The 12,038-nt window shown below is 69.6% G+C and carries 10 protein-coding genes; all 10 read left to right on the forward strand.

The features are described 5' to 3' along the window. Positions 1-71 precede the first annotated feature (71 nt). The 10 genes from thrB to LK06_RS23265 all read left to right on the forward strand — a co-directional run bounded on the left by thrB (position 72) and on the right by LK06_RS23265 (position 11,838). Positions 72-989: a homoserine kinase gene (gene thrB / locus LK06_RS23220; RefSeq protein WP_039651505.1), complete on the forward strand. Its 918-nt coding sequence runs from the start codon at positions 72-74 to the stop codon at positions 987-989. Positions 990-1,402: 413 nt separating this feature from the next. Continuing rightward, positions 1,403-3,460 (forward strand): transcription termination factor Rho, encoded by a 2,058-nt coding sequence (gene rho / locus LK06_RS23225; protein WP_039651506.1) that lies wholly within the window; start codon positions 1,403-1,405, stop codon positions 3,458-3,460. A gap of 526 nt (positions 3,461-3,986) precedes the next feature. Further along, positions 3,987-5,123: an LCP family protein gene (locus LK06_RS23230; protein WP_043432192.1), complete on the forward strand. Its 1,137-nt coding sequence runs from the start codon at positions 3,987-3,989 to the stop codon at positions 5,121-5,123. Between the two features lie 159 nt (positions 5,124-5,282). Further along, complete coding sequence (gene rpmE, locus LK06_RS23235) at positions 5,283-5,507, forward strand: 50S ribosomal protein L31 (protein WP_019326867.1); 225 nt, start codon at positions 5,283-5,285, stop codon at positions 5,505-5,507. 105 nt (positions 5,508-5,612) lie between these two features. After that, positions 5,613-6,680, forward strand: coding sequence for a peptide chain release factor 1 (gene prfA, locus LK06_RS23240; protein ID WP_039651508.1), 1,068 nt, complete (start codon positions 5,613-5,615; stop codon positions 6,678-6,680). A gap of 72 nt (positions 6,681-6,752) precedes the next feature. Continuing rightward, on the forward strand, positions 6,753-7,592 hold the full coding sequence (gene prmC, locus LK06_RS23245) for a peptide chain release factor N(5)-glutamine methyltransferase (RefSeq protein ID WP_039651607.1): 840 nt from the start codon (positions 6,753-6,755) through the stop codon (positions 7,590-7,592). Between the two features lie 61 nt (positions 7,593-7,653). Continuing rightward, positions 7,654-8,301, forward strand: coding sequence for an L-threonylcarbamoyladenylate synthase (locus LK06_RS23250; protein WP_039651509.1), 648 nt, complete (start codon positions 7,654-7,656; stop codon positions 8,299-8,301). 52 nt (positions 8,302-8,353) lie between these two features. Continuing rightward, positions 8,354-9,013, forward strand: coding sequence for an arsenate reductase/protein-tyrosine-phosphatase family protein (locus LK06_RS23255; protein WP_039651510.1), 660 nt, complete (start codon positions 8,354-8,356; stop codon positions 9,011-9,013). Between the two features lie 89 nt (positions 9,014-9,102). Continuing rightward, positions 9,103-10,341 carry a serine hydroxymethyltransferase gene (locus tag LK06_RS23260; protein ID WP_039651511.1) on the forward strand — a complete coding sequence of 413 codons (1,239 nt, stop codon included), beginning with the start codon at positions 9,103-9,105 and terminating at the stop codon, positions 10,339-10,341. Positions 10,342-10,503: 162 nt separating this feature from the next. Continuing rightward, complete coding sequence (locus LK06_RS23265; RefSeq protein WP_039651512.1) at positions 10,504-11,838, forward strand: MraY family glycosyltransferase; 1,335 nt, start codon at positions 10,504-10,506, stop codon at positions 11,836-11,838. The last annotated feature ends 200 nt before the right edge of the window (positions 11,839-12,038 follow it).

The following is a 12,038-nucleotide window of genomic DNA, read 5'->3' on the forward strand; positions in this document are numbered from 1 at the left end:
TCGGTCGAATGTCCATCGAATCCATCGAGTGTCATTCGACCGTCACGCAGCTCAAGGAGAGTCAACGAGCGATGGCCGGTCCAGCGTTCCGCGCCGCCGCCGTCCGGGTGCGCGTTCCCGCCACCAGCGCCAACCTCGGTCCGGGCTTCGACGCCCTGGGCCTCGCGCTGGGGCTCTACGACGATGTCGTCGTCCGGGTGGCCGACTCCGGGCTGCACATCGACATCGCGGGTGAAGGCAGCGAGACCCTCCCGCGTGACGAGGACCATCTTCTGGTCCGTTCCCTGCGCAGCGCCTTCGACCTGCTGGGCGGACAGCCGCGCGGCCTGGAAATTGTCTGTGCCAATCGCATTCCGCACGGTCGGGGCCTCGGCTCGTCCTCCGCCGCGATCTGCGCCGGCATCGTCGCCGCCCGGGCCGTGACCATAGGCGGCGAAGCCCGGCTCGACGACGCGGCGCTGCTGGAGCTGGCCACCGAGATCGAGGGCCACCCGGACAATGTGGCGGCCTGTCTGCTCGGCGGATTCACCCTGTCCTGGATGGAGACCGGCGCTGCCCGGGCGATCAGGATGGAGCCGAACCATTCCATCGTTCCGGTGGTTTTCGTCCCCGGAAAGCCGGTCCTGACCGAGACTGCGCGCGGCCTGCTCCCGCGTACCGTGCCGCACGTCGACGCCGCGGCCAACGCTGGCCGCGCTGCCCTGCTCGTCGAGGCTCTGACCAGGCGTCCCGAGCTGCTGCTGGCCGCCACCGAGGACCGCCTCCACCAGGAGTACCGCGCCCCGGCCATGCCGGAGAGCGCCGCGTTGGTGGAGCGGCTGCGGGCCGACGGCATCCCGGCGGTGATCTCGGGCGCCGGCCCCACCGTGATGGCCCTCGCTGACGCCGGCACCGCCGCCAAGGTGGAGGCCCTGGCCGGGGCCGATTGGGCCGCCAACCGGCTGAGCCTCGACACGCAGGGAGCGAGCGTACTGCCGCTGGCGCCCTGATCCGGCTGCTGTGATTGCCGGACACTTCGAGAGGGGGAATGTTTGTTGGATCCGGTAGTGTTAACCTCAAGTCTGCACCCGACCCCACCATGGCGAGGTGCCTCGTGTCCCCGTCCGGGACAGACATTCTTCCGGGAGCCTCCCACGCCTCTTTGTGTTCCATGCGCCGTACCTGGGCAGTACGTCGTATGCGGGCATTGAGCGGGCCGCCGGGTGCGCTCCGGAATCGGTGCTACCACGCCACGTGACACCGGGTGCCACGGTTCGCGGAAGCGCCATCACCAGCAAATTTCCTCCGCCGCTTTGGCGGACCACCGCCCCGGCGCGGTTCATGGAAGACAGAACCGTAGTCGGACAGCACAACCGGTCGCCGAGCCAGACAGGCCGACGTCCGCTCCAGGGAAGGACCCTTCGTGAGCGACACCACCGATCTGATGGGCGCACGTGTCGAGGAGACCGCTGCCGCGCCCGCCACGGACGCCTCCGCGCCTGCCACCGGTGCCGGCTCCCGGCGGCGCCGCGGTACCGGCCTTGAGGGCATGGTGCTGGCCGAGCTGCAGCAGGTCGCCTCGGGCCTCGGTATCAGGGGCACTGCGCGCATGCGCAAGAGCCAGCTGATCGAGGTCATCAAGGAGGCGCAGGCGGGTGGGGGTGCCTCCCAGGCCTCTTCGGGCTCTGGGGGAGGGACCTCGGCCGCCAAGGCAGACAGCGCCGCCGAGACCAAGCCGAAGCGCCGCGCCACCTCCAAGGCCCGTACGGGCGCTGCCGCCGACGGCGGGAAGAAGGCCAGGACCGAGGCTCCGGCCGCCGAGAAGGCGGCCGCGGCTCAGCAGCAGATCGAGATCCCCGGTCAGCCGGCTGGGGACACCGCCCGCGGGAGCGAGGCCGAGCGCGGGGGCGAGAACGCCCCGACCGAGCGCCGTCGTCGCCGCGCCACCGCGGAAGCCGGTACCCCCGAGACCGCGGCCGAGCCGAAGAACGAGCCCAAGGCAGAGACGAAGACAGAGTCCAAGGCCGAGCCCAAGACAGAGCCCAAGGCCGAGGCGCCGGCCCAGCAGTCACAGCAGGGCGAGGCCAGGAGCGATGCCGGTGACGGCGAGGGCCGCGGACGCCGTGACCGTCGTGAGCGCGGCCGGGACCGTGACCGCCGCAACAAGGGCGACGACCAGCAGGGCGGCCAGCGCCAGCAGCAGGGCCAGCAGGGCGGCGGCCGTCAGGACGACGGCTACGACGACGAGGCGGGCGGGCGCCGGGGCCGCCGCGGCCGCTACCGCGACCGCCGGGGCCGTCGTGGCCGCGACGACATCGCCGAGCCGCAGCTCGCCGAGGACGATGTGCTGATCCCCGTCGCGGGCATCCTGGACATCCTCGACAACTACGCCTTCATCCGCACCTCCGGCTACCTTCCGGGCCCGAACGACGTGTACGTCTCCCTGGCCCAGGTGCGCAAGAACGGCCTGCGCAAGGGTGACCACATCACCGGTGCGGTCCGACAGCCGAAGGAGGGCGAGCGCCGCGAGAAGTTCAACGCGCTCGTCCGCCTCGACTCCGTCAACGGCATGGCGCCCGAACACGGCCGTGGCCGCCCGGAGTTCAACAAGCTCACCCCGCTCTATCCGCAGGATCGCCTCCGCCTGGAGACGGACCCCGGCGTGCTCACCACCCGCATCATCGACCTGGTCTCGCCCATCGGAAAGGGCCAGCGCGGTCTGATCGTGGCTCCGCCGAAGACCGGCAAGACCATGATCATGCAGGCGATCGCCAACGCGATCACGCACAACAACCCCGAGTGCCACCTGATGGTCGTCCTCGTCGACGAGCGTCCGGAAGAGGTCACCGACATGCAGCGGTCGGTCAAGGGCGAGGTCATCTCCTCGACCTTCGACCGCCCGGCCGAGGACCACACCACGGTCGCCGAGCTGGCGATCGAGCGGGCGAAGCGGCTCGTCGAGCTCGGCCACGACGTCGTCGTCCTGCTCGACTCGATCACGCGTCTGGGCCGTGCCTACAACCTCGCTGCTCCGGCCTCCGGCCGCATCCTGTCCGGTGGTGTCGACTCGACCGCGCTGTACCCGCCGAAGCGGTTCTTCGGCGCGGCACGGAACATCGAGGACGGCGGTTCGCTGACCATCCTGGCCACGGCCCTCGTGGACACCGGATCCCGCATGGACGAGGTGATCTTCGAGGAGTTCAAGGGCACGGGCAACATGGAGCTCAAGCTCGACCGGAAGCTCGCTGACAAGCGCATCTTCCCGGCCGTGGACGTGGATGCCTCCGGCACCCGCAAGGAAGAGATCCTGCTCGGTGCTGAGGAGCTGAACATCGTCTGGAAGCTGCGGCGGGTGCTGCACGCGCTCGACCAGCAGCAGGCGATCGAGCTGCTGCTCGACAAGATGAAGCAGACCAAGTCGAACGTCGAGTTCCTGATGCAGATCCAGAAGACGACGCCGGCGCCGGGCAACGGGGACTGACGGTCCGGCGGTTCGCCTGCGCCTGCTCCTGCGACCCCGGTGTGGTTGTGGCCGGGCCAAGGCCGGGCGTGCCACGGGGCGCGGTCGCACAGTGAACACCCCACGCCCCCTGGGTAGTTGAGCGCCGAAGGGCCGTCCCCCGCCACCAAGTGGCGGGGGACGGCCCTTCGGCGCTGAGGGGGGTGTGCGCGCAGCACCCCCCGCCCTGGTGAGGTTTCCCTGGCGAACGAGCCCGCCACGGCGGCAAGAGCGCCGGAAGGACCACAAGCGAGATCCTGACCACAAGGTTCTCGGTCCCTCCTGGTTGCCAGCGGTACGACCTCCGGCACGGAAATCGCAGGTGAGCGCTGCTCACCCAAGATCGAACCTCACAGAGAGTGATGAGCCCCTCGGTGATGGGCACTCTGCGTTGCGCAACCCTTTCCCCGGTTTCTCCGTCTGACCGGACGGAGCGACCATGGAACGGTGACGTTCACGCCCGACCCTGAAAGCAGGGGGTAGCCGACCGACGAGACCTAGGAGCGATGTGTCCGCCGACAGCACGCCGGAGCCCGGCATACCGGACCCGGCCGAGACGGGCCCCCGCCGCCGTGGCAAGGGCCACCGCCGCAAGGCCCGCGGCAAGAGCCACCGGGCCCTGCGCGTCACGGCCTGGACGGCCGCGGGGGTGGTCGTGCTGGGCGGCACCGGCGCGGCGTACCTGTACTTCAAGCTCAACGGCAACATCAAGAGCGTCGACATCAACCAGGCCCTCGGCACGGACCGGCCCACGAAGATCGACAACGGCTCCGAGAACATCCTGGTCCTCGGTTCGGACAGCCGCTCGGGCAAGAACAAGAAGCTCGGCGGCGGCACCGACGACGGCAGCGCCCGCTCCGACACGGCCATGATCGTCCACGTGTACCAGGGGCACAAGAAGGCCAGTGTGGTCTCCATCCCGCGCGACACCCTGATCGACCGTCCGGCGTGCACCGACACCGGTGGTGTGATCCACCCGGCCGCCTCCGGCGCGATGTTCAACTCGGCCTACTCCACCGGCGGCGCGGCCTGCGCGGTGAAGACCGTCGAGTCACTCACCGGCATTCGGATGGACCACTACCTGGAGGTCGACTTCGCGGGCTTCCAGCAGCTCATCGACGACCTCGGCGGGGTCCAGGTCACCACGACCAAGAACATCGACGACCCGAAGAGCCACCTGGACCTCAAGGCCGGCACCCACACGCTCGACGGACGGCAGGCCCTGGGACTTGTCCGCACCCGGCACGGCGTCGGCGACGGCTCCGACCTGGGCCGGATCCAGCTCCAGCAGGCGTTCGTCAAGGCACTGATCGACCAGGTCAAGCACGTCGGCCTCCTCACCAGCCCGAAGAAGCTGTTCGACCTCGCCAACACCGCGACCAAGGCCGTCACCACCGACTCCGACCTCGGCTCGGTCAACTCCCTGATGGGCTTCGCGGACGGCCTCAAGGGCGTCAGCTCGTCCCATATGAGCATGGTCACCATGCCGGTCCAGTACGACCCGGCCAACCCCAACCGGGTCCTGCCGGTAGAGGCGAAGGCCCAGCTGGTCTGGGAGGCCCTGAAGAACGACCGGTCGATCCCGAAGGCGGCCACCGAGGGGACGGCCACCGGTGAGGCCAAGGGCGTGGTCAGCGCCCCGTGAGAAGCCGGGAGAACCACGGACGACCTCGCGGGAATACCTGACCGTCGCCCCCGGTTTTGGGGGATGGCGCCAGTCCTGGCAGACTGGTACGTCGGCTCCGGTTCACGCCCCCGCACCCGCGGCGGCGACCCGGCGCCCTCCGAGAACCTAGGAGACACCTTGAAGCGCGACATCCACCCCGAGTACGTCGAGACGCAGGTCAGCTGCACCTGCGGAGCGTCGTTCACGACCCGCAGCACCATCGAGTCCGGCACCATCCGGGCCGAGGTCTGCTCCGAGTGCCACCCGTTCTACACGGGCAAGCAGAAGATCCTCGACACCGGTGGCCGTGTGGCCCGCTTCGAGGCCCGCTTCGGCAAGGCTGCCGCCGGCTCCAAGAAGTAGCGAGCCCCATTTCGCCGGTCCACGGCCACGCCCTCCCGGGGCGTGCCCAGGACCGGCGTTTTTGGTCGCCCGCCCTCCCCTTCACCGCAGTACAGGAGCCGAAAGATGTTCGAGGCAGTCGAGGAACTCGTCGCCGAGCACGCCGATCTGGAGAAGAAGCTCGCGGACCCCTCGGTCCACGCCGACCAGGCGAACGCGCGCAAGCTGAACAAGCGCTACGCCGAGCTGACCCCGATCGTCGCCACGTACCGCTCCTGGAAGCAGGTCGGCGACGACACCGACACCGCGCGCGAGCTGGCGGCCGACGATCCCGACTTCGCCGCCGAGGTGAAGGACCTGGAGGCGCAGCGCGAGGAGCTGACCGAGAAGCTGCGGTTGCTGCTCATCCCGCGCGACCCGAGTGACGACAAGGACGTCATCCTGGAGATCAAGGCGGGTGCCGGCGGCGACGAGTCGGCGCTCTTCGCAGGCGACCTGCTGCGCATGTACTTGCGCTACGCGGAGCGTGTCGGCTGGAAGACCGAGATCATCGACGCCACCGAGTCCGAACTGGGCGGCTACAAGGACGTCCAGGTCGCGGTGAAGAGCCGTGGGCAGACCGAGCCCGGACAGGGTGTCTGGGCTCGGTTGAAGTACGAGGGCGGCGTGCACCGCGTCCAGCGCGTGCCGGCGACCGAGTCCCAGGGCCGTATCCACACCTCTGCCGCGGGCGTGCTCGTCACCCCCGAGGCCGAGGAGGTCGACGTCGAGATCAACCCCAACGATCTCCGCATCGACGTCTACCGGTCCTCCGGGCCGGGCGGGCAGTCCGTCAACACCACCGACTCCGCCGTGCGCATCACGCACATCCCCACCGGAGTCGTCGCCTCCTGCCAGAACGAGAAGAGCCAGCTGCAGAACAAGGAGCAGGCACTGCGTATCCTGCGCTCCAGGCTGCTGGCCATGGCTCAGGAGGAGGCGGAGCGGGAGGCTGCGGACGCCCGCCGCAGCCAGGTCCGCACCGTCGACCGGTCCGAGAAGATCCGCACCTACAACTTCCCGGAGAACCGCATCTCGGACCACCGCGTCGGCTTCAAGGCGTACAACCTGGACCAGGTCCTGGACGGCGACCTCGACACGATGATCCAGGCCTGCGTCGACGCCGACTCGGCGGCGAAGCTCGCAGCCGCGTAGGGCACGTACGAGTACGTCCGGAGGACTTGCGTGCAGTCATCATCCGGGGGGCGCCCCCCGAGCCCCCGCAGTCTGCTGCTCGTGGAGGTGGCCCAGGCCACCCAGCGGCTGGCCGACGCCGGCGTGCCCTCGCCGCGTACCGACGCGGAGGAGCTCGCCGCGTTCGTGCACGGCGTGAAGCGCGGCGAACTGCACTCCGTGAAGGATTCGGACTTCGACGCCCGGTACTGGGAGGTCATCGCCCGGCGTGAGCAGCGCGAACCGCTGCAGCACATCACCGGGCGGGCCTACTTCCGGTACCTGGAGCTGCAGGTCGGTCCGGGGGTGTTCGTACCCCGGCCCGAAACGGAGTCCGTGGTCGGCTGGGCCATAGACGCCGTACGCGCCATGGACGTGGTCGAGCCGTGCATCGTCGACCTGTGCACCGGCTCCGGTGCCATCGCGCTCGCCCTCGCCCAGGAGGTCCCGCGTTCTCGGGTGCACGCCGTGGAGCTGTCCGAAGAAGCCCTGGTGTGGACGCGCAAGAACATGGCCGGGTCGAGGGTGGACCTGCGGCAGGGCGACGCCCTCACCGCCTTCCCGGACCTCGACGGACAGGTCGACCTGGTCGTCTCCAACCCGCCGTACATCCCGCTCACCGAATGGGAGTACGTGGCCCCCGAGGCCCGCGACTACGACCCGGAACTCGCGTTGTTCTCCGGCGAGGACGGCCTCGACCTCATCCGCGGCATCGAACGCACCGCACACCGGCTGCTGCGCCCCGGCGGGGTCGTCGTCATCGAGCACGCTGACACCCAGGGCGGCCAAGTGCCGTGGATCTTCACCGAGGAACGGGGCTGGGCCGACGCGGCCGACCGCCCCGACCTCAACAACCGACCCCGGTTCGCGACCGCCCGCAAGGCGCTGCCGTGAGCACCCCCCAGACTTCCATCCCGCAGTACGTGTACTTCGTGTACGAGGAGGCCCGCTAGACATGGCACGGCGATACGACACCAACGACGCGACCGACCGTGCGACGGGTCTGCGCGAGGCCGCGTCCGCCGTCCGCCGGGGCGAGCTCGTGGTTCTGCCGACCGACACGGTGTACGGCATCGGAGCCGACGCGTTCTCCGCGGAGGCCGTCGCCGACCTGCTCGCCGCCAAGGGCCGGGGCCGTAACATGCCCACCCCCGTTCTGATCGGTTCCCCGAACACCCTGCACGGCCTGGTCACGGACTTCTCCGAGCTGGCCTGGGACCTGGTGGACGCGTTCTGGCCGGGTGCCCTGACCCTCGTCGCCAGGCAGCAGCCGTCCCTGCAGTGGGACCTCGGCGACACCCGCGGCACGGTCGCCGTGCGGATGCCACTGCACCCGGTGGCCATCGAGCTGCTCACCGAGGTCGGCCCGATGGCCGTGTCCTCGGCGAACCTCAGCGGTCACCCTGCGCCGGAGAACTGCGACGCCGCCCAGGGGATGCTCGGCGACTCCGTCTCCGTCTACCTCGACGGCGGTCCCACCCCGGGCATCGTGCCGTCGTCCATCGTGGACGTCTCCCGTGAGGTGCCGCTGCTGCTGCGCGAGGGCGCGATCACCGCGGACGAGCTGCGCAAGGTCGTACCCGACCTTGAGGTGGCGAATTGACGGCCCCCGAGTCCCCCACGCTCTCGGCTCCGCTTGAGCAGGGGGTATCCCCATGCCTGGCATAGGGACCGGGGAACGCGTCGCGGAGGAGACGACGACCTTCGGCTTTCCGCGCGACACCTTCCGCATCCTCCACGTCAGCACCGGCAACGTGTGCCGCTCGCCCATCACCGAGCGGCTGACCCGCCATCTCATCGCGCAGCGGCTCGGCGTACTCGGCGGCGGGCTGGTCGTGGAGAGCGCGGGCACCTGGGGCCACGAGGGCGCGCCCATGGAGGCGAACGCGGAGAGCGTGCTGACGGAGTTCGGCGCGGACGCCTCCGGGTTCTTCGGGCGGGAGCTGCTGGACGAGCACGTCATCATGGCCGACCTCGTTCTGACGGCCACCCGCGACCACCGCGCACAGGTCATCTCCATGGGCCACTCGGCGGGTCTGCGCACCTTCACCCTGAAGGAGTTCACCCGCCTGGTCCGGGCGATAGACCCGGTGACGCTGCCGTCCCTGGAGGACGGCGTGGTCATGCGCGCCCGCGCCCTGGTGCGGGCGGCGGCGGCACTGCGTGGCTGGCTCCTGGCCCCGACCGCGGAGGCGGACGAGGTGTACGACCCCTACGGTGCTCCGCTGCCGTTCTTCCAGTCCATCGGCGACGAGATATGGGAGGCGCTGGACCCGGTCGTCACTGCGCTGACAGGCGTAGCCACTCACACATAAGCGGACATCGCCGGACGAGATGATCGCGCGTGAGCCGTACCCCGGGCCTACATTGGGGATACGTCACCGTCGACCGTCCGGAGCCCGTCATGTCGGTCACCACTTTCCACGAGACCGATGTCCTGCGGCGGCAGGACCCGGAACTGGCCGAGATCCTGCTCGGGGAGTTGGCTCGGCAGTCGACGACGCTCCAGCTGATCGCCGCCGAGAACTTCACCTCGCCCGCCGTCCTCGCTGCCCTCGGTTCACCGCTCGCCAACAAGTACGCCGAGGGCTACCCGGGCGCCAGGTACCACGGCGGCTGCGAAATCGTGGACATGGCCGAGCGCCTGGCGATCGAGCGGGCCAAGACGCTCTTCGGCGCCGAGCACGCCAATGTCCAGCCCCATTCGGGCTCCTCCGCTGTCCTGGCCGCCTATGCGGTCCTGCTGCGGCCCGGCGACACCGTCCTCGCCCTCGGACTGCCGTACGGTGGCCACCTCACCCACGGCTCGCCGGCGAACTTCTCCGGGCGCTGGTTCGACTTCGTCGGCTACGGCGTCGACGCCGAGACCGGGCTGGTCGACCACGACCAGGTGCGCCACCTGGCCCGCAACCACCGGCCCAAGGCCATCGTCTGCGGCTCGATCTCCTACCCCCGCCATGTCGACTACGCCTTCTTCCGCGAGGTCGCCGATGAGGTCGGGGCCTATCTGATCGCGGACGCCGCCCACCCGATCGGCCTGGTCGCCGGGGGAGCGGCACCCAGCCCGGTGCCGTACGCGGACATCGTCTGCGCGACCACCCACAAGGTGCTGCGCGGGCCGCGCGGCGGAATGATCCTGTGCGGTGCGGAGCTGGCCGAGCGCGTCGACCGTGCGGTCTTCCCGTTCACCCAGGGGGGTGCCCAGATGCACACCATCGCCGCCAAGGCCGTGGCCTTCGGCGAGGCGGCGGCACCGGCGTTCGGCGTGTACGCCCATCACGTGGTCGCCAATGCGCGGGTCCTCGCCGCTCATCTGGCCGCCGAGGGGCTCACCATCACCACCGGCGGTACGGACACCCACCTGATCACCGCTGACCCGGCTCCGCTGGGCGTGGACGGCCGTACCGCGCGCGGCCGGCTCCTCGCGGCCGGCCTGGTGCTGGACTGCTGTGCTCTGCCGCACGGCGACGGCCGCGGTCTGCGGCTGGGCACGGCCGCGGTGACTACGCAGGGCATGGGAGAGCCGGAGATGGAGCGGATCGCCGCGCTGCTGGCAGCCGTGCTGAAGGAGGAGCGAGATCCGGCCGGGGCGCGGGAAGAGGTACGCGAGCTGACCGGCGGATTCCCGCCGTATCCCGGTTGAGCGCAGGCGGCAGGCGTCTCCGTACACTCTGGTGGGCCCGGTTCCGGCCCACGGCGCACAGCGTCACGTGCAACCATCGTCGCTACCCGGAAGTCATCATCTATATGCGTCCGTCGCTAGGGTGTGGGGTTGTGATGGCCAGCGAGACCTGTGGGGCAACCTGTGCGTGAATACCTGCTGACGCTCTGCATCACGGCCGCGGTGACGTATCTGCTGACTGGGCCGGTACGGAAGTTCGCGATCGTGGCCGGAGCCATGCCGGAGATCCGGGCGCGTGACGTGCACCGGGAACCCACTCCGCGACTCGGCGGTATCGCGATGTTCTTCGGCCTGTGCGCGGGGTTGTTGGTTGCGGACCACCTGACCAACCTCAACGAGGTGTTCGCCAAGTCCAACGAGCCGCGTGCGCTGCTCTCCGGAGCGGCTTTGATCTGGTTGATCGGCGTCCTGGACGACAAGTTCGAGATCGATGCGCTGATCAAACTGGGCGGCCAGATGATCGCCGCGGGCGTGATGGTCGTTCAGGGGCTGACGATCCTGTGGCTGCCCATTCCGAGTGTGGGCACGGTCGCGTTGACCCAGTGGCAGGGCACCCTGCTGACTGTGGCGCTGGTCGTCATCACCATCAACGCCGTCAACTTCGTCGACGGCCTCGACGGCCTCGCCGCCGGCATGGTGTGCATCGCGGCGGCTGCCTTCTTCATGTACACCTACCGCATCTGGTACTCGTACGGCATCGAGGCCGCTGCCCCCGCAACGCTGTTCGCGGCCATCCTCATGGGCATGTGTCTCGGCTTCCTGCCGCACAACATGCATCCCGCGCGGATCTTCATGGGTGACTCGGGCTCGATGCTGATCGGGCTGGTGCTGGCCGCGGGCGCCATCTCGGTCACGGGACAGGTCGACCCGGACAACTTGTTCGGCGCGTCGGAGCGCGACACGGTGCACCAGATGGTGCCGGTCTACATCCCGCTGCTGATGCCGCTCACCATCATCGCGATTCCCGCCGCCGACCTGGTCCTGGCGATCGTCCGCCGCACCTGGCGTGGCCAGTCCCCGTTCGCGGCGGACCGCGGCCACCTGCACCACCGGCTGCTGGAAATCGGCCACTCGCACAGCAGGGCGGTGCTGATCATGTACTTCTGGTCGGCTCTGATCGCCTTCGGCGCACTGGCGTATTCGGTCAACTCGGCGGCGTCCATGTGGATCGTGCTGGGCGTGGTCCTCCTCAGTGCGGTCGGCCTGGTCCTGCTGTTGCTCCCGCGCTTCACCCCGCGCGTGCCGGTGTGGGGGCAGCGGTTCGTGCCGCCGCGGTACCGCAGGCGGCGGGGGAGAGGCGTGGGCGAGACCGCTGAGCCGGCCCCGCACGAGACCGCTGAGCACCGGACGGGCGCGGACCGCACCCCCGTCGCCGCTGGGGTATTGGGAGCCAACGGAGCGACTGCGGTCAGTGCCCGTTCCCGCCTCGACGGACACGAAGCGGGTACGTCACGCTGATGCTTTCTGCCGGCCCCGGCGGCTTTGCCGAACACCGGGGCCCGCTTTCGCGTTGAACTGTCGTACAAACGCCGGAAGTCCGGCGATCCGGGACCCGGTTGATCCCTCGCCCGAGTGACGGTCCGTTGAGCGCGGCCCTCTCTAGGTGGTCACTCAGAGGTGTGGTGTGAGTGCGAGTAGTCACCATCACCCCTGCTCGG

Origin of the sequence: Streptomyces pluripotens (genome assembly GCF_000802245.2) — a bacterium.
In the GTDB taxonomy this organism is placed as follows: domain Bacteria; phylum Actinomycetota; class Actinomycetes; order Streptomycetales; family Streptomycetaceae; genus Streptomyces; species Streptomyces pluripotens.

Coding starts and splice junctions, on each gene's coding strand:
- LK06_RS23260 (WP_039651511.1), top strand. CDS start 9,103: ATGTCGGTCACCACTTTCCACGAGACCGATGTCCTGCGGCGGCAGGAC.
- thrB (WP_039651505.1), top strand. CDS start 72: ATGGCCGGTCCAGCGTTCCGCGCCGCCGCCGTCCGGGTGCGCGTTCCC.
- prfA (WP_039651508.1), top strand. CDS start 5,613: ATGTTCGAGGCAGTCGAGGAACTCGTCGCCGAGCACGCCGATCTGGAG.
- LK06_RS23255 (WP_039651510.1), top strand. CDS start 8,354: ATGCCTGGCATAGGGACCGGGGAACGCGTCGCGGAGGAGACGACGACC.
- LK06_RS23250 (WP_039651509.1), top strand. CDS start 7,654: ATGGCACGGCGATACGACACCAACGACGCGACCGACCGTGCGACGGGT.